Raw genomic sequence first — 17,174 nt, forward strand, 5'->3', positions numbered from 1 at the left:
AGAACGATCAAGTAATTGGCCCGGTACAAACAAAGTATACCACTATCTTTTCCCTATGCAGTATCAAGTCAATGACCCTTCGCTGGAATCGCAATGGCGATCTTTAATCTTATTTGGAAAGAACTCCGCTACTTACAAATTCGCGTTTGCTAAAACCCTGCTGGAACTGGCCGAACGCGAAACTTCAGCAGTTACTCTTTCGGATCTTGCGCAGCCCTTTGCACGACACCTGATTGAGCACCTTCAGCAGCACGACAAGCAAGGCAGCGCCGCTACCAGCAAATTTCTCACCGCCTGCCGACAGCATATAGCTGGGGAAGTTTCTCAGGAGCAACTTTTACAGCAAACAGAGCAGCTAGGCTTCGTCAATGTGTTAGACGCCTTTCAAGTCGTTAACGGGGGCATCATTCCGCATCCTTTTTATGAGCAGCACCGCGTGCACGGCAAGCTGCAACTGACACTTACCGATCACTTCCTGCGCCTGAAAGAATCGTTTCACTTCCAAATCCTGCCTCAAGAAGCTGAAGCTCGCTGGCGACTAGTTGAGACAGCCTGGAATCTGAAGATTAATCCCAACCTGCTTGAGGTGCAGTATGATGAAGCAGCCAGCATGTTTTTTATCGAGCGCGATTTGATGCGCCGGGTGGACATTACCTCCGTGCGAGATGCGTTGAATGGTTACCAGAAGGGCAAGTGTTTCTACAGCTTCCAAGACATTAGCATTGTTGCAGGCTCAGCGCAACTGTGTACCGTAGACCATTTCCTGCCTCACCTCAATAAGCAGGCTCACTTGCCGGCCAATATCAACGGCGTGTGGAATCTAGTGCTAGCCGACCGGACTACTAACGGGCACAAAAGTGCTCGAGTGCCAGCACTAAAATACCTACAGCGGCTCTACCAGCGCAACGAATTTTTTATTGAGAGCAAACACCCCCTAGCAGAGACAATCATCAACCAAACAGGCGCTACGCGCGAGAAACGACGCCACTTTCTACAGCGCCACTACCAGCTGGCGCTGGATTATTCCATTCACCAGTGGCAACCCATCGTGGAACTCCCGGGTAGCTTTTAGCTTATGAGCATTTTTCTGCAACTGCCCCCTACTCGCATTCTGTATCAAGACGAGCTATTTTTCATTATTCGGGACGGCTTTCCCGTCTCGCCCGGGCATTTGCTCATCATCTCCAACGCCGTGCGCGCGGATTACTTTGCCTTAACGCAGGAAGAGCAGCAGCATTTACCACTGGTTCTTGCTAAAGCTAAGCAGTTTGTTGAGCAGGATTTTCAGCCCGACGGCTATAACCTAGGCATGAACTGCGGACCAGCCGCGGGGCAAACTGTGCCGCACTTTCATTGTCATTTGATCCCGCGCTACGCAGGGGATATGACCGATCCGCGCGGCGGAGTACGTCACTGCATTGCGGGGAAAGGCTATTATTAACTTGCCTATTTGCGCATGCTATTTCTTTGCCTGGCGCCAAGGAATTCCCCCTCATTCTCCTAGACCGAACTGCTCGGCCGCCAGACCGCAACACACGCATATACTGCAGCCGGCAGACAATACCTTGCTTTACTTATTGGTGGCACCAGGCTACCAGATCAGTCTTTAGTTGCAGATATAGCGGATTCATGAACGGTGTACGTGATAGCCGCAGTGATTGAACCAGGCCCTGGCATCGTCGCTGCTGATCCAGTCGATGGCGTCCTGCACGGCTTCTTTCAGGGCTTGCCAGCTGCGGGCCTGGGCTTGTCGCAACCGGGTTTTGAGCTTACTCCAGGCTTGCTCAACGGGCGTAAAGTCGGGCGAATAGGGCGGCAGAAACAACAGCTCGACGCCCCGTTTGCCCAACCACTCCCGCAGCCCCGTCAGATGATGGACGCGCAGGTTATCGAGCACGAGCACATCCCCGCGGCGCAACTGCGGGGTCAGGATGCGGACGATATAGAAGGCAAAACTGCGGTGGTTGAGTGCCCCTTCCAGCAGTTGTACCCCGTGGAGCCCCCGCACGGACAGGGCACCGATCAAGGTCAGCGAGCGGCCCCGGCGCAGCGGTACGGCCCCACCGACGCGCCGACCACCCCGGGCCCGGCCATAGCGACGGGTGTAGTCTAGGCGCAGGCCCGTCTCATCCAAAAAATGAAAGCGGTGCACGTCGGCACGCGCTGCCACCAGTTCCACATGCTGCCCGCGCAGCGCATGCACTCGCTCACTCTCCCGCTCCGTGGCGTGCAGACTTTTTTTTGCGCCGCAGCCCGTGCTCGTCGAGCACGCGCCAGAGCACGGGCAAACACACCGGCCGGCCACCGGCCGCCACCCAGGCCGTGCGCAACTCGGCCAGCGTCAGGTCGGGCTCCTGTTCGATCCGCGCCACGAGCCAGGCCTGTGCCACCGCGTCCAGGTAGCGCGTGCGCCCGCCCCGGCCTGGCAGCGCGGCCACGGTGCCGGTCTGTCGTTGGCGACGCACGAGCTTGCCCACAAAAGCCACGCTCACGCAAAAACGGGCGGCTACCTGCACCTGCCGGGCACCTGGCAGCGCACACGCCTGCGCAATGCGCTGGCGCAAATCCAAGGAATAGGCTTGCATACCAGTTGCTTACGAAAGGGCCGCAAAACCAGCTACACCGTTCACTAATCCGCTATATAATCCGCCTTGCGTGCCATAACGGCCAGCTATACTCGCCGAGCACTGTTGGCTTTCATCATCCGCTAAACCTTTCCCACAAGCCCAGCCCGTTACGAGTGGTTTCCGCCGCAGAAAGGGCCCGTGACAAAGCAAAAACCTCGTTGCCCATCGTTGCGGAAGCGTCAATTCCAGTCTCCGTCCCTCTGCCATATTGGAAGAATTCTGTTCTTTGCTTCCTCATATCAGCCTCCTCCGCACTAGCGCCGGGAGTAGCGAACATGCGCTATAACCTGAGCCACCGTATTCATGAAACACCACGAAGTTGTTGCTGCCATTATTGTTGATGGCCCCCAGATCCTATGCCTGCAGCGTGGGCCCAGCAAATACGAGTACATCGCCTACAAATATGAGTTTCCAGGCGGTAAGGTAGAAGCTGGCGAGACCCAGCAGCAAGCCTTGGTTCGAGAGATCAAAGAAGAGCTAGAGCTCGACATTCAAGTAGGCGAGCACTTCATGACGGTTGAGCACGAATACGCCGACTTCAAAATCACCATGCACGCCTTCCTCTGCCAAGCAGGCAAGGCTCAGCTCACGTTGCATGAACACGTTGCTTATCAGTGGCTGCCCGCTCCCCAATTGCCTACGCTAGATTGGGCGGCAGCTGACATCCCTTTCGTAGCTAAGCTAGTTGCCCAATAAGTCGTTACAATGCTCGCTACGTTCGCTACTGACTTATCGGCTAGTCTTTACAAAGGATTTATTGATGCTACTGCCCCCGCCCTTGATGCGCTCCTTCCTCAACTGCTCGTCAACGACAAAGCGCAGGGCAAGACTGTACTTAGTGCCCTTGAGCTAGAGTTGCACCAATGCGAGGAATTTTGGTTCTCCGTTGCCTTCGCTACTTCTAGTGGGGTCATTACCCTTTTAAATACGCTACAGGTGCTGCGTCAAAAGGGCGTAAGGGGCCGCATTTTGGTTTCCCAATACAATGATTTCACCCAACCGGAAGCGCTGCGCAAGCTCTTGCAATTTGAGAATATCACTCTCAAAATAGCTACCACCGGGTCATTTCACGCTAAGGGATATCTGTTCAAAAAGCCTGTAGGCTACACCTTGTTCATTGGCAGTAGCAATTTAACTTCCAGTGCCCTGCAGCTTAACAAGGAGTGGAATTTACAGGTATCGGCTACGGCCGACAGCCACTTGATGCTGGACGTGCTTAGCACCTTTGAGCAAGCATTCGATGAGGCTACTGCTGTTGACGATGCTTTCATTGCCAGGTATGAGCAGACTTACCGCGCCCAAGCCAGCCTGCGAGGAAAACTGAATCAAAAACTGGCCGCCCTTAGCGATCAGACGATAGTGCCTAATACCATGCAACGGGAGGCTTTGGCTAACCTGGCCGCTTTGCGCACTGCCCACAAGAACAAAGCCCTACTGATTTCGGCAACTGGCACGGGTAAAACCTACTTGTCCGCCTTTGATGTGCAGCAGGTTAACCCGACCAAGTTTCTGTTCATCGTTCATCGCGCAACGATTGCCAAGGCCGCCATGAAGACCTTCCAGCAGGTTTTTGGCACCAGTCGCACAATGGGTCTCTACTCAGGCGCCACACGAGAGCTTGCCGCTGATTTTCTGTTCTGCACCGTTCAAACCATGGCCTTGCCGCAACACTTGTCGGCCTTTGGCGCAGAGCATTTTGATTATATCGTCATCGACGAAACCCACCGCTCCGGTGCAGCCAGCTACCAGACGATCCTCGACCATTTCAAGCCTAGATTCCTGCTGGGAATGACGGCCACCCCAGAGCGAACTGATGGCTTTGACATCTTCCAGCAGTTCGATTACAACATTGCTTACGAAATCCGGCTGCAGCGCGCATTAGAAGAGCAAATGCTTTGCCCATTCCACTATTTTGGGGTGACTGACGTGAGCGTTGACAATAAACTGATTGACGAAGATGCCGCCTTTTCACTGCTGGTTGCGGAAGAACGCGTCAATCATATTCTAGAAAGAGCCGCCTTTCATGGCAGTGACTCGGGCTGCATCCGAGGCTTAATTTTTTGCCGAACTGTGGACGAGTGCCATGCCCTTTCGGAGGCTTTTAATATGCGGGGCCGGCGCACGTTGGTCTTAAGTGGTGCCAGCAGTGAGGCTGATCGAGCGAGTGCCATTGCCCGGCTCGAAAGTGAGGACACAGCAGTTAAGCTAGACTACCTTTTCACCGTCGACATCTTAAACGAAGGCATTGACATCCCTGGCCTCAACCAAATCATCATGCTGCGGCCTACTCAATCAGCCATTGTTTTCGTGCAGCAACTGGGGCGGGGTCTGCGCAAAGCCCCTGGCAAGCAATACCTCACCGTGCTTGATTTCATTGGCAACTATCGCAATAACTACCTAGTGCCCATCGCCCTATTTGGCGATACGTCCTATAACCGTGATACGCTGCGCAAACTAATGGCAGCCGGCAGCAGCATGGTCCCTGGCGAGTCAACTGTTAATTTCGATGCCATTGCCAAGCAGAAAATCTACGACGCCATTGACTCGGCGAGCATAAATGGCCGCCGGGACCTGATCAAGGAGTACAACTTGCTTAAGTTCCGATTGGGTCATCCGCCCATGATGATGGACTTCTTCACCCAAGGCGCGCGCAATGCTTTCCAATACGTCCAACATTTTGGCTCTTATTTCAACTGTGCCGTTTTGCAGGAAACGTCGCTGCAGGGCTCGCTCTCCGCTTCCGCCAGCAAGCTCTTGGAGTTGATTTCCGAAAATGTGGCCAACACCAAACGAATTGAGGAAGTCATTATCTTGGAGTTATTGCTGCATCAGCAATCCGTCTCGTTCGAGCAAGTACAAACGTACGTGTCACAACATTGTAGCCCAGCTGTAAGCACGGCAACGTTGGCCTCATGCGTAAGTAATCTGAACTTTACTTTTCGCCGAAGGCCTGAGGCGGTGGTGACTGAACAAACCGGTTTGCTCCGACTGGCACCAGCCTTTTTGACACTGCTAGACAACCCGGTTTTTAAGACTTTTCTCGAGGATGCGCTGCAGTTTGCGCGTGCTCGGTACGCCCAATACTGCGCGCAATCCACCTTTGTCAAAGGCTTCTTCCTCTACCAGAAATACTCTCGTCGCGACGTATGCCGTATTTTAAACTGGGACAAAGACGAAAGCGCGACTGTATATGGCTATAAAGTTAAGGACGGGGCCTGTCCCCTCTTCGTAAATTACCACAAAGCCGAAGACATTGCTCAGAGTACTAACTATGAGGACAGCTTTCTTAACAATCACGAGTTCAAATGGATGTCTAAGTCCAACCGGCGCAAAACCAGCGCGGACGTTAAGGCTATCCTGGAGTCTGGGCACCATTTGAGGCTCCCTCTCTTCATTAAAAAGCACAACGGGGAAGGAGATGACCACTACTACATGGGGGACGTTGCTCCGCAGCCTAATACGGCCGAAGAGGATACTATTTCCACTGATACAGGAGAGTTAAAGCCCGTTGTTAAGATCCGCTTTACCATGCAATACCCAGTGGAGCAAAGCATTTTCACTTATTTAACTGCTCCGCAAGCGGATAGCTAAGCGCAATGGGTTACCCTCACCTTTGGGGCTGTACAAAGCAGGGCGTCATTCACCAGGCCTACTTGTTGGCCTCTACCCGTTAGTTCAGCGCCTTAATTCGCCATAGGTTGGTCTTGACTCCTTAGGGCCGAGCGGACTACCGGCCAAGGCTTGCTCAGCATAAACCCTAAGAACCAGCTGGTCTGGTGTCAGCTGACCCGTGTCCCGCTGGTGGGCGAGACTATTGAGCTTCATTTTCTCTGGGCTATAATCGGGCGGGACTTCTACTTTGTGAAGTGTATCACCTCGGAATACTTGGAAGAAAAAATCACCCTCTATCTACACCTGGCGGCCGGCCAATATGATCCTTACTTCCAGCTATTGCTGGCACGGTTCCGATTCGACATCCAGCTAGCTGCCCCATTCTCTGGAGCGGCAGCTGGATCAAGAGCAGCTGCGAGCTTGGCTGCAAACTGCTGATGAGGTTGCCAAAGCGTCTCCACCGGTTCCAGAGCTCCTAGCCTGGCAGTCCTACAAGCCAGAATTAGCAGCAGTGTGTGTAGCAGTCTGATGACTGCTATACACACTGCCAGTCGACCCGGTATCCACTCGAACTTTCACAGGTTGCTGCACGAGAGTAACTGTTGGCAGGGGGCCGCTGCGTCCAGGGTACAAGTCCCAACCAGCACTCAGGTTATGGGTGTCAGAGATATGAACGACAAACACTTCGCTCCTTCCATTTCTCAGTTGGCGTAGTCTAGCGCAGTTTAAAAATGATGAACAGCAGATGTGGATATGCCCTATCTATCATTCCTGGATCATCACGCTTGCTGTGATCATCTCACTCCCTACCCACCCTTGTGTTATCGCACGTACCACCAGCCCCACTAACGTCTTCGCGCCTGCTTTTTGCAATAAAGCGCGGCGGTGACTCTCCACAGTTCTAACGCTAAGGCAGAGGTGAGAGGCAATCTCAAGGTTACACATATCCGCTACAACCAAACGCAGTATTTCTATCTCCCGCTGGGTAAACGGGGTTGGCGGTGGCAAAAGTCTGGGGGGTCTACTCTCAGTACCTATTTTAGGGTAAGTGTCCTGAAGTAGCTTTTTGACAACTTCTCGGACAGTAGCCGGGGGCGAGGTATACGACAGCCAAGCTCCTATTCCAGCTTGGTGCAGCTGTTGACTCAAAGTAGCCGATACATGTGGCCCACACAAGGCCAAGACTGGCAAGGACTGATGCGTTTGCCTAAGCTGAGTTAGCGATACAAATGCTTCCCTTGCCTTAATACAATCCAGGATAAGGAGCGCGTGTGGGTGCTGTTGAACCAGTAAAGGAAGCTGACTGCTATCGGCCGTAACCCGCATGGAATAGCTAGGCCACGTTTCCCGAATAGTAGTTATCAACCCTGTGCGGAATAAAGAAGGGGGAGCCGCGACCAGTATCGCTCGGTTACCTAACATAGGGTACATAGCCACAGGGAAAGTAAGTACGCACAAAGGGTTACAAAGCAACTTCTAAGCAGGAGTTGCTACGGGGGCAATAGGGTAGAATAGGGCAAGAAAGCGCGACGCTAAATAAGCTGGCGGGCAAATCAGTGAATACAATATAACTAATATATGTTTAATTATTAATATACATGCATATTATTTTCTGGGGGTTGTCGCTGCTCTGTCATGGTAAGTGGAGTTTACCATATGCTTTATAAGCCCTTATTCCCTATATCAACCACGGCAGAGGTCTTTATGGCCGTACAATCGGTAAGCAAATAATCATTGCTGCCCCCCTGCTCTCAAGCTCTATTGGGCAAGATTGCGGTTCTTGGGGCTAGTAATTCTGTCTTAGTCCAAGGCCACTCTCTGTTCAGCTGAACCGCCTTGTCGGGAGCATAGGTCATCGTCTGCTTGAAGCCGGTGAGGTAGGCTTGTCCCCTTGAAACTCCCGGTCGGCCCAGGTTTCGCCGGTCCACTGGTAGACGCCTTCGAATAACTTCTGGTACACCTGCTTGAGATGGGCGTGGTCGTAACGCCCGCCAGGAATGCCGCCCTGCGGGTTGAGCCGCTGCAAGCGCAGCAGCGAGGAGTTAATTTCGGCCTGGGTTAACTGCTGGGGGTCGGTATTACCCAGCCTGTTGAGCCACACCCAATCCTGCGTCGCTGAATCGGTCGCTGGCTACCAGCAGCGCGCGGGGTTAGCCTTGGAGGTAGCGGACCCAGCTGCCGGCTTATAGCGGGCCAGCAGCTGCAGCTCGTCGGAGAGCACAATGGCCTTCTCAATGCTGATCTCGCCGTCCACGTGCTGCTGCATGATGGCGAGGGCTTCCGGGCTGGGTGCGGGCCCGTTGCTCATCAGGATGGCGATGGAGTTGTTGGCGTGCCGCTCCCGCTCCTGACGGGCAGCCAGCTGCTCAGGGTCAAAGCCGGCGGGGGGGCGTGAAAAAGCACTTCAGCATGAGTCTGAGGTTTAGATGCTAGGGCACATACTTAACAGCAAAAACGGCCTAAACGTCGATTTTTAGAGGATTTCGAGGCTAATGCACCTCATTCTTTATCCCTCCTGCTAGGGTGTTTACATGCAGGGCCAAAGTTTCATTTACCTGCTGGCTGACCCGCCGGTAGTTCTCCTGCACCACCTCCGAGAGCGTGGCAGCGCTGTCCTCCTCACTGGTGCCAAACGTGGCCACGGGATGCAGCGGAAACCGCTCCTGCGTAGCGTCGGCCCGGGAGATGACGCCCTGGAAGAAGGTGCGCTCAGTTTCCACCGTCTGGCCGATAAACTCGCCCTGCTGCAAGCCGATGGCGTCCTGCACCCGCACCAGGCTGCGTTCTTGGTAGCTGGTGCTCAGGTTCGAGCTGTGGCTGCCGTGGCCTCCTCCCCCGCCCTGGCTCTTGCCGGTGCTGGTGCTGTGCATCTGCTTATCTTCCCGGCCCACAAGCTCGGAGATGAACTTCGCGGTATCGAGCGAGTTGACTTTGCCGAAAAACTGGTTGTTGAGGTTGCTCACCATAACCTTCATCTTTTCAGGGCCATAGGCATCAGTCATTTGAGCCAAATCCTGGGTCATGTAGATGGTGGCCACCTTGTTGCTGCGGGCCGTGGCCGGCAGCAGCTCCAGCCCCGGCACGTAGACCGTGGCGGCCTCGTCGAGCAGCACGTAGCTGCGGTGCTTGTGCTGCTGGTTCATCAGCTTAATGGCCACCGTGATGATGCAGCTGACCACCGGTGAGAAGGTTTCCTTCAGCGTGGGGTCGTTGCCGATGCAGAGGAGCGCCGGCTGCTTCGGGTCATTCAGATTCAGCGAAAACCCCTCCCCTTTCGCCTCGTCGGGCGTGAGCACCCACACGATTTCCGGGGAGTTGATGCGGTTGAGAATCACTTGCAGCGTGCCTACGACGGCCGCGACCTGCTTCTCAGCCCGCTGCTCGACAGCCGTCACGATGCTGCGCACCATGCCGGCGCACTCCGGGTCGGTTTCTAGCATCGAGAGCACGTGCTTGAAGTCCTTGTGGACGGCCGTGGCCACCACGTGGGGAATGGTGCAGTAGCGGGGAAAATGCTTTTTGTAAAACCAGATGATGCCCGTCAGGTAGGCCACGGCGCTGATATCAAAGAACTCCATCTTGCGGATGCTAGCCGGGTTGAGGTTGTTGATGATGGCCCGCGAGTATTCCTCGGCAAACGCCACCACCGGCATGCCCTCGGCCCGCAGCGGGTTTACCCGCTCGCTCCGGGTCAGGTCGCGGAAGTTGATGACGTGCAGCACCACCGCCGGCTCGGGCTCCCCGCTCGGCAACAACCGCGGCGGAGCCTGCCGGCGTCCGGCCAGCTCCAAGGCCTTCTGGGCGGTTTCGGCCAGCACTGGAAATTTAAAGTCGTAGATAAGCCCGGCAAAGTTCTTGGCCGCCAGCTGCTCAATGAGGGGCTCTCCAATAGAGTAGGTCTTGCCCGCCCCGGCGCCGCCCAGCACCAGCACGCCGCGGTAGGGATTGGGTACGTTCACCCAACCGCCCCCTTCCGTGGGCAGGTTGAACCCGTCCGGCGTCTCCAGCTTTTTACGCTCCACGCTCAGCCCAAACTCTGGGCTCTTTATAGCGGCCCGCAGCAGCCCCACCACAAAGCCGCTGGCCAGTGCTACCGTCGCCGCAGTAGGATACGCCACCCGGATAAAGTCCGGATTGTACATGGCCATTGTCAGCAATACGTAGGCACTGAGCAGAAACAGCCCTGCGCAGCTGGCCACGACGATGCGCCCGGCCCGGGGCTGCAGGGGCTTGCGCCGGACCCGTCCAGGTTTTCTTTCCGGTGCCGGCAGCACGAACACCAGCACCCCGGCCGCGAGCAGCACTAGCCCCCGCAGAAAGAGGCCGACCACGTCGTAGAGTCGGCCAGCTTTGACTAGCAGCTTGCCTTTGAACCCCTGCTCGGCGGTGGCCACGCTCAGTGCAGTAGCCCCTCCCCTGCTCTCCACCCGGTTGCCGGCCCGGCTCGTGGCCGTGGCCAGCTCAGCGGCCGGCTTGCCTACCACCGGTGCCGCCTGCCGCTGCAGCCGCGTGCGGCGGGCTTCGGCTCGCTGCTGGTTAATGATGGCCATTCGGGCCGCCAGGCGTTGACCGGGCGTCAGGCGGGGGGTCTGTACAGCCTTGTGCTGGGCAGCCCGAGCCGCCGCCAGCTCCACCGGGTGCTGCAGCACGTACCATTCGCCAGCTAGCAAGGCCAGCAGCAGCAGGCCGATGAGCAAGCCAATGGATTGAGACTGGGCCGCCGGCCGAGGGGGTAAACTGGTCATAGGGGATGAGATAAGGGAATTGGGGGGCGGGCGGGCTTACATCTCGATGTCCAGTTCCGCGCCGCGCCGCTTGGGTTTTTCAGCGACGTGCTCGGTGCGCTCGTCCTGAGCATTCTGGACTCGGCGTACCAGGCTTTGCACTGCATGCAGGGCAGTAGCGACCTGGCGCTGCGGAGCAACAGCTTGCTCCCTCCCCGTGCTCAGCAGCTGCAGGCCATTGTCGATAGGGCGGCCGTCGCGGGCGCGCTCCTCGACTCGGGCCAGCATCCGGTAAAAGGTCTTGTCAAACTCCCGGGCCACGGCAATGCGTTGCACCTTCTCCGGCGCCAGGCGCTGCTCATGGGGCACCAGCAGGTTGATGCGCGCCACGCGTTCGGCAATCTTTTCCAGCCGGCCGGCGTCGTGGGTGGTATCCCGCTGCCGGGTACTCTTGGGTCGTAGCTTTTCATGCTCCTGGGCCACGTAGCCAAACTGCCGCTCGAACTGCCGGCCGGCCGCGGCCTGCCAGTGCATCAAGTCAAACCGCTGGCGGCGCCCGCCGGGGTTGAGGGTTATCTTCTGCTCCACGTCGCGGGCGCTGACGATGACGTGCACGTGGGCCTGCAAACCGACTCGCTTCTCTCCGGCTTTGGCCGTGCCGGCCAGGACTTCGGGGTCCGTGCCCCGGTGGGTACGGTCCTGGTGCAGTACGGCACCCCACACGATGTCCTGGCGGCCCAGCTGCCGGCCGCCGGACAGAGTAAAGTTCTGCGCGTACTGCTGCATCACTGCCCGGGTATAGGCCTTGAGCTTTTCGGGTTCGCTGCCGATGTGGGCCAGCTCCTGCTCGCTCGGGCTCAGCACCAGGGAGTAGAATTTGGCCTCGCTGGCCCGCAGTCCTTTAACGTTCGTGTCGATGGCCTGCCGTACTTGTGCGGCGCTCAACTCGTCCGTGGCGGCGCTGAAAAACGTGGCTTCCTGCCCCTCCCCTACCGCTTCGTGCTGCAGATACTGAAGCGTCTGCGCACTGCTGCCAGTGTTGGTGTAAGCCGCTTTACCGTGTATTTTGGGATTGATTAGTTTAACGTACATCCGAAAGTAAACGGTTATTTCACGTGCGTATCATAGGCAATTTGCTTTCTATTTCCCCTGCCCTACTGGTCATCCATCTAGCTTGTTGCGCTTACCTGGCCCCGCTTTTTGGGCCGCTTCCAAGGCTTCTTTTATCTGCTTTTCCACTGCTTCCTCGTTGCGCTGCCGTAGCTGCTGCAGGGCCCGTTGCTGCCGTTGCAGCTGCGCCTCGCTGAGCGTTTCCAGCTGCGCATTCAGGTTGCCCACCAGGATTTCATTCAGGCGTAACACCCGCTCCAGCGTGATGCGGGTGCGCAGCATCTCCTCCAGCATGGCCGTGAGCAGCGTGCGCTCCTGCTCCTGCATAAACCCGAATACCCGGTCTCCAAGCTTCTTTATCTGCTGCATGATAAGCTGCCCCTCGCGGGCCTCCGTCTCGCGCGGATCCAGACCCCGGGTGGCAAAATATTCCACCGCCGCGCTGGCGTACACCCCCAGGCTGGCGCCGACTTCCGCCGCGGCCGCCTCGGCTTTCCGGTGGGCATTGTTGTCCAGGGTAACCCGCTTGCGTAGCTCCGTGCTCATCGTGTTGTTTCTAATTTAGCAGCCTTATGGGCCATTTTTCATGCTTTAAATCAGGCACTTACCTGGACATGGCCCACAAATCAGCTCTGCTGATGCATAAACCACTTGAGACTAAGGCGTTAGCCATAGGATAGGGTTGTTCTTCTTGCTGAGACTATTATATGATTAGCAAAAAGTTAGTTAAAAGCTAGTACGAGGTCTATGCGGATAGTGTTTGTCCGTTCCGCTATCTGGACTGATTTGCTTTGTTTACCTCAGTAGCATGCAAGGGCAGCGAATTTCTCTCCTAGTCTATGGCACCCGTATTTCCCAATGGATTTGCCCGGGCTCAACTGCCCTTTACCGGTAGAATTCCAGCAGACTTACCAACAGCCCAGTAAACACAAGGAATGCCTACAGTTATACAGTTCTACATTTCTATTTTTCTGTTATCGATAGTAGATCCGCGCGGTCATGCCAGTGGGCACCAGCTTTCCCTCATCTGTTATTCTATATTTCTGTTATTTCATAATTCTGTTTTTTACCACTTCTATTATTCTACAGCTCTAGCATCCTATAGCTCTACTTTTCTGCGTTTGAGTTAAAGCAATACTCACCTTAATCGATTTTTCTGTTGTCCTGCAATTCTGTTGATCTGCATCTCTATTACTCCTGGGAAAGCAAGCATCTCCGTTCTGCAGAAGTGAAAATTAACAGAACCGCATTTATACAAGTTTACAATTCTGCTTTTCTGTTGTTATACAAATATGTTTAACAACAGATATGTTTGAATACAGATTAACAGATTTACTATTCTATTTTGCCACTGAAACACAGATCTGTTTTTCAGCAAAAAAATTATTCTGTTGCTTTGCGGTTCTGTTTTTCTATTACATTTGACCTGTCGTTACGCGGGCCGCGTGAACGGCGCCTTCCGCCCACAACTTCAACCCCGTTCCGACCATGTCTAAGGTTATCAGCTTTGCCACCCAAAAGGGGGGCTCCGGCAAATCCACGCTGGCCCTCGTGCTCGCCGCCCCGCTGGCGACCGAGTACGGCCTGCGCATCGCCGTACTCGACTGCGACTACCAGCAGAGCATCGTCAAGACCCGTGAGCAGGTGGACGCGGCCAACTTTGCCAAGCTGCGTGAAGCCAACCCTGATGCCCAGTACCCTTACGACGTATACCCCTGGCAGCTGAATCGGATTTTCGACTTCATCGATAACCCCGAGCACAACTACGACCTCATCATCATCGACGTGCCGGGCCGCGCCGATGGCGACGACGTGTTCAACGCCCTAACGGCCTGCGACGCGGTGATTGTGCCCCTGGTATCGGACTACCTGGACCGGGCCTCCACGGCCGAGTTCATGACCATCCTGGAAGCCATCAAGAAAGCAGCCGATAATGCCCAGATTGACTTTCAGTACTACGGCCTGCCCACTAAGCGGGTAGCGGGGCAGCGAGAGGAGAAAGAGATGGACGACTACATCGACGGGCTGGGCCTCTCGCGCTTCAACTCCTCCCTGGGCCACCGCAAAGCCTACACCCGGGCCTCGACCCTATACAGCCTGCTTAACCCAGCCTGGGCGCGCTACGCCGGCGGCACCAAGGACACCAGCGACGAGATCCGCCGCGTCTGTGAGGAGCTCATCGAGCGCCTGGGCCTACCTGACCGCCGCACCACGGCCGCCGCTTCCGTATCCACCGCTTCAACCTCCGCGAAATAATGGGCTTCGAGAAACCACAAATCACGCCGCGCCGCCGCATTGAAGTGCCCGAAGAAGCCCGCCAGCAGGCCCGGGCCGGAATGGGAGGGGAGGCTACCCGCACGGCCACGGCGCCACCCGCCCCAGTAGAGCCCATCGCGCCGCCGGCCGCAGCAGCAGCTCCTGCGTCTGTAGCTCCGGCACCCACCCCGGTAGAAGCCCCGGCTACAGGCACAGCTACCCCGTTCACTCCAGCATTTGCACCCACACGTGCCTCTACACGAGGCCGGAAGTCCGCCGCGGCAGCTTCGCCCGCGCCAGAGGCTGAAGTGCCGCTGCATACGGTTCAGATCGCTAAATCCGTGGTGCAGGAGATTAAGATGAGCTTGTTGTTGGCCACGCCCGGCCCGGATACGCCTACGACCATCAAGAATTACCTGGAAGCCGCCCACCGGCACTACGACGCCTACCTGCGCAAAACCGGCAAGCTGCCGCCCGCCAAGTAGGGGAGGGACTCTCGGCCGCAAAACCAGCCTCTTCGGAGGCTGGTTTTCGTTTTGGGCGGTAGGGGAGGGGAGGAGTTGTCGGTAGCGGCTTCCATAGCGATGCCTTGCCCCAATTGCAACAAGCCCCGACTGCTGGTCGGAATGGGCGGAGTGTTACCCGCAGCAGGCGGCTGCACTTGCAAGCAGCCAGATAGTACTTGTCGTAGAGATAATCGCCCCCATGGACTTTTCCCACCTTCACCACCTGTCGGGAGCGCCTGCTAGGACGAAGGCTGGGAAATAGAGGGAGGAGCCCATGCGGCAACATGCTGGTAGCTGACGCCCGAAGCATTTGCTGGGCAGCCTACATTCATTGGAAACAGGAATAAGCGAATTCGAGCGTTATAACGGAGAAGGGTTGGGCACCTTAAACCCATGGGCAATGGCCCAGTGGTTGTAAAAGGCTACCACAGCACTATCCGGGCGGTAGGTGATGGACCTGGCTGCTCGCAACCTGAAATCTTGCGCAAGGCGCCCATTCGGCACTGGAAGACGGACATGCCCAGAATATGCGCGTCGTGGCTGATGCGCGGGTCACAGGCGCCGACAAAGAGCGCCCGCAGCTGGCTCGTGTCCCTGGCTTGGCCCGCGGTATAGGCTCCGCGCATCACGTTCGTGGGTCTGGGGCTAAGCAGGAGCTCGTGGACGGAGAGGCCCACTTCCTCACAGGAGGCCACCCGGCCCGCGCACGTACTGGGCCAGCTCGGCGGCCGCATTCCCTACGTGCTCTATGGCGGGCCGTGCCAGGCGGGTATCGAAAGCACGGTGGTAGGATTTGGGACTGCTGGCGAGCCGGTGGTGTACCGTGCCGGGGTGATTTCGCTGGAAGTGCTGCAGGCCGTGGTGCCGGCTGCCCGCCTGCGCAGTGCCCCGGAAAAGGACCGCCCCGCCGCCAGCCCCGGGTTGCTGCCTACCATTACTCCCCCCACACGCCGCTGCAGCTGTTCGGCCCGGGGCAGGCCGCGCTGCCCCCTTCGATGGGTGCTGTTAAACAATTAGGGGGAAACCGCCGACTCAGGAGTTAGATAGCTTAAATGCCAGTGATAAGGCACAAATACGCTGTAAGAGTAGCAAGGCCCAATAGTTTTTCACGTCCTTAAGTACAATTGAAAGAATATAGCAAAAAAGCACGTCTACGCTATCGCCCATGCAGTTACACCGATTATTTGATTACTTGACAAGACGTTAAGCTCAAGAACTAGGCCTTTGAGCCCTAGAGTTGGCGATTTTTCCCTTTTTGTTTAACAACACCCTATAATCTGTACCCGATCTGGCTACAGCAATATGTGCGCCTTCGCTTAGCAGCTTTAAGTAAGCGCGCACTGTCACGAATTACTAAGCAAATCAGGCAGGTAGCATCTTTCGGCTGACTCGTTACGAATCTACATTAAGCTGTCCACGCACCGCGATAGGAGAAGCCCCGGCTAGCTGGTCGGGGCTTTCTTAATGTGCTTGTGGTACCAACTGAATCTTAACCAGCGTCTGCATGGCCCCGAATACCTTGCGTAGGGTATCGAGCGTCACGTTGGAAGCATTGCGCTCTAACTTGGAGATCTGTGCCTTCTGCACACCTACCCGCTCACCGAGTTCGGCCTGGGTGAGGTTGTGCTGGAGGCGGTAGGCCTTAATGGTGCTGGGAATCATAGCCAGCTCCAGCGCGGCGTCATACTCCATCCGGTCAGCCGTACCTGGGGCGCCGAAGAGTTCGTCTTCTAGGTCATTGAAGGTAACGGTATGTAGACTGGAAGAGGGAGTAGCGAGTGGTGTCTGTTTCTTAGTTTTCTTTTGAGGTGAGATCATGTATTCTGTGAGATGGTGATGGTAAAAAAAAGCATCATAACCCGAAGTGGCTCTTACGGACCATCTTCGAAGTACTGCGCACGAATGCGGTCGGCCTTTTTCAGGTCAGCAGCTGGGGTCTTTTGGGTCTTCTTGTCTAGGCCGTGGGTACACACGATGAGCGTGTCGGCCTTGCTGCGTTTGTCCCAGAAGGCAAAGAGACGGTAGGTGTGGTTGGGAGCATCTACCCGGAATTCATAGAGATCGGTTCCGCTCAATTTCTTGAACCAGTCGCCGGTCTGCCCGTCTTGAGTTCTGCGAATAGAGACACCGAATTTAATCCGGACTTCCTTGTCTAAAGCATGCAAAAAGGACCGCGCGTCGTCCGTTAAGCGGACGCTGATTGAGTTGGCCATTGGGCGGAGGGTAAAATTTGCGGGGTGGCTTCATGAGGGGTGCTGTTTTGTTTGGATAAACAAATATACACAAAGTATCCATATAAGGATACTGCATCCGCAGTAGAATTACTGAAGCATTGCGTA

Annotated in this window: 15 protein-coding genes; 6 read left to right on the plus strand and 9 right to left on the minus strand. The window is 56.0% G+C overall.

The features are described 5' to 3' along the window. Nucleotides 1–55: 55 nt before the first annotated feature. The gene (locus tag O3303_RS21235) at nucleotides 56–1,072 is read left to right on the plus strand and encodes an HNH endonuclease family protein (protein WP_269562351.1); all 1,017 of its coding nucleotides are present in this window, start codon (nucleotides 56–58) and stop codon (nucleotides 1,070–1,072) included. Between the two features lie 3 nt (nucleotides 1,073–1,075). After that, nucleotides 1,076–1,441: an HIT family protein gene (locus O3303_RS21240; protein ID WP_269562352.1), complete on the plus strand. Its 366-nt coding sequence runs from the start codon at nucleotides 1,076–1,078 to the stop codon at nucleotides 1,439–1,441. A gap of 186 nt (nucleotides 1,442–1,627) precedes the next feature. Here O3303_RS21240 and O3303_RS21245 read toward each other — a convergent pair whose 3' ends face one another. Then, nucleotides 1,628–2,179 carry an IS630 family transposase gene (locus O3303_RS21245; protein ID WP_269562353.1) on the minus strand — a complete coding sequence of 184 codons (552 nt, stop codon included), beginning with the start codon at nucleotides 2,177–2,179 and terminating at the stop codon, nucleotides 1,628–1,630. Nucleotides 2,180–2,207: 28 nt separating this feature from the next. Further along, nucleotides 2,208–2,585, minus strand: a complete 378-nt coding sequence (locus O3303_RS21250; protein ID WP_269562354.1) for a hypothetical protein — start codon at nucleotides 2,583–2,585, stop codon at nucleotides 2,208–2,210. Between the two features lie 345 nt (nucleotides 2,586–2,930). On the opposite strand from O3303_RS21250, the gene O3303_RS21255 reads away from it, so the two are divergent. Both O3303_RS21255 and O3303_RS21260 read left to right on the plus strand, forming a co-directional pair. Next, entirely contained in the window at nucleotides 2,931–3,323 is a 393-nt protein-coding gene (locus O3303_RS21255; protein WP_269562355.1) for a (deoxy)nucleoside triphosphate pyrophosphohydrolase, read from the plus strand. Nucleotides 3,324–3,332: 9 nt separating this feature from the next. Next, nucleotides 3,333–6,218 carry a DEAD/DEAH box helicase gene (locus O3303_RS21260; RefSeq protein WP_269562356.1) on the plus strand — a complete coding sequence of 962 codons (2,886 nt, stop codon included), beginning with the start codon at nucleotides 3,333–3,335 and terminating at the stop codon, nucleotides 6,216–6,218. Between the two features lie 786 nt (nucleotides 6,219–7,004). Here O3303_RS21260 and O3303_RS22070 read toward each other — a convergent pair. The 5 genes from O3303_RS22070 to O3303_RS21280 all read right to left on the minus strand — a co-directional run bounded on the left by O3303_RS22070 (nucleotide 7,005) and on the right by O3303_RS21280 (nucleotide 12,619). Further along, entirely contained in the window at nucleotides 7,005–7,670 is a 666-nt protein-coding gene (locus O3303_RS22070) for a helix-turn-helix transcriptional regulator (RefSeq protein WP_350356635.1), read from the minus strand. A gap of 700 nt (nucleotides 7,671–8,370) precedes the next feature. Beyond that, nucleotides 8,371–8,547, minus strand: coding sequence for an antitoxin VbhA family protein (locus O3303_RS21265; protein ID WP_269562357.1), 177 nt, complete (start codon nucleotides 8,545–8,547; stop codon nucleotides 8,371–8,373). A 181-nt stretch (nucleotides 8,548–8,728) separates the two neighbouring features. Further along, the gene (locus O3303_RS21270; RefSeq protein ID WP_269562358.1) at nucleotides 8,729–10,984 is read right to left on the minus strand and encodes a TraM recognition domain-containing protein; all 2,256 of its coding nucleotides are present in this window, start codon (nucleotides 10,982–10,984) and stop codon (nucleotides 8,729–8,731) included. Nucleotides 10,985–11,020: 36 nt separating this feature from the next. Next, the gene (locus tag O3303_RS21275; protein ID WP_269562359.1) at nucleotides 11,021–12,055 is read right to left on the minus strand and encodes a DUF5712 family protein; all 1,035 of its coding nucleotides are present in this window, start codon (nucleotides 12,053–12,055) and stop codon (nucleotides 11,021–11,023) included. A 69-nt stretch (nucleotides 12,056–12,124) separates the two neighbouring features. Continuing rightward, nucleotides 12,125–12,619 (minus strand): BfmA/BtgA family mobilization protein, encoded by a 495-nt coding sequence (locus O3303_RS21280; protein ID WP_269562360.1) that lies wholly within the window; start codon nucleotides 12,617–12,619, stop codon nucleotides 12,125–12,127. A gap of 942 nt (nucleotides 12,620–13,561) precedes the next feature. On the opposite strand from O3303_RS21280, the gene O3303_RS21285 reads away from it, so the two are divergent. After that, nucleotides 13,562–14,329: a ParA family protein gene (locus O3303_RS21285; protein ID WP_269562361.1), complete on the plus strand. Its 768-nt coding sequence runs from the start codon at nucleotides 13,562–13,564 to the stop codon at nucleotides 14,327–14,329. After that, entirely contained in the window at nucleotides 14,329–14,814 is a 486-nt protein-coding gene (locus tag O3303_RS21290) for a hypothetical protein (RefSeq protein ID WP_269562362.1), read from the plus strand. The genes O3303_RS21285 and O3303_RS21290 overlap by 1 nt, the downstream gene beginning before the upstream one ends. Nucleotides 14,815–16,296: 1,482 nt before the next feature. Here O3303_RS21290 and O3303_RS21295 read toward each other — a convergent pair. Next, the gene (locus O3303_RS21295) at nucleotides 16,297–16,653 is read right to left on the minus strand and encodes a helix-turn-helix domain-containing protein (protein ID WP_269562363.1); all 357 of its coding nucleotides are present in this window, start codon (nucleotides 16,651–16,653) and stop codon (nucleotides 16,297–16,299) included. 53 nt (nucleotides 16,654–16,706) lie between these two features. Then, nucleotides 16,707–17,048: a type II toxin-antitoxin system RelE/ParE family toxin gene (locus O3303_RS21300; RefSeq protein ID WP_269562364.1), complete on the minus strand. Its 342-nt coding sequence runs from the start codon at nucleotides 17,046–17,048 to the stop codon at nucleotides 16,707–16,709. Nucleotides 17,049–17,174 lie beyond the last annotated feature (126 nt).

It is taken from the genome of Hymenobacter canadensis, from assembly GCF_027359925.1.
GTDB classification, from domain to species: Bacteria; Bacteroidota; Bacteroidia; order Cytophagales; family Hymenobacteraceae; genus Hymenobacter; species Hymenobacter canadensis.

Bases quoted from the DNA above. Each gene is read 5' to 3' on its own strand.
- O3303_RS21235 (WP_269562351.1), top strand. From the start codon at position 56: ATGCAGTATCAAGTCAATGACCCTTCGCTGGAATCGCAATGGCGATCT.
- O3303_RS21240 (WP_269562352.1), top strand. From the start codon at position 1,076: ATGAGCATTTTTCTGCAACTGCCCCCTACTCGCATTCTGTATCAAGAC.
- O3303_RS21250 (WP_269562354.1), bottom strand. From the start codon at position 2,585: ATGCAAGCCTATTCCTTGGATTTGCGCCAGCGCATTGCGCAGGCGTGT.
- O3303_RS21255 (WP_269562355.1), top strand. From the start codon at position 2,931: ATGAAACACCACGAAGTTGTTGCTGCCATTATTGTTGATGGCCCCCAG.
- O3303_RS21260 (WP_269562356.1), top strand. From the start codon at position 3,333: ATGCTCGCTACGTTCGCTACTGACTTATCGGCTAGTCTTTACAAAGGA.
- O3303_RS22070 (WP_350356635.1), bottom strand. From the start codon at position 7,670: ATGTACCCTATGTTAGGTAACCGAGCGATACTGGTCGCGGCTCCCCCT.
- O3303_RS21265 (WP_269562357.1), bottom strand. From the start codon at position 8,547: ATGAGCAACGGGCCCGCACCCAGCCCGGAAGCCCTCGCCATCATGCAG.
- O3303_RS21270 (WP_269562358.1), bottom strand. From the start codon at position 10,984: ATGACCAGTTTACCCCCTCGGCCGGCGGCCCAGTCTCAATCCATTGGC.
- O3303_RS21275 (WP_269562359.1), bottom strand. From the start codon at position 12,055: ATGTACGTTAAACTAATCAATCCCAAAATACACGGTAAAGCGGCTTAC.
- O3303_RS21280 (WP_269562360.1), bottom strand. From the start codon at position 12,619: ATGAGCACGGAGCTACGCAAGCGGGTTACCCTGGACAACAATGCCCAC.
- O3303_RS21285 (WP_269562361.1), top strand. From the start codon at position 13,562: ATGTCTAAGGTTATCAGCTTTGCCACCCAAAAGGGGGGCTCCGGCAAA.
- O3303_RS21290 (WP_269562362.1), top strand. From the start codon at position 14,329: ATGGGCTTCGAGAAACCACAAATCACGCCGCGCCGCCGCATTGAAGTG.
- O3303_RS21295 (WP_269562363.1), bottom strand. From the start codon at position 16,653: ATGATCTCACCTCAAAAGAAAACTAAGAAACAGACACCACTCGCTACT.
- O3303_RS21300 (WP_269562364.1), bottom strand. From the start codon at position 17,048: ATGGCCAACTCAATCAGCGTCCGCTTAACGGACGACGCGCGGTCCTTT.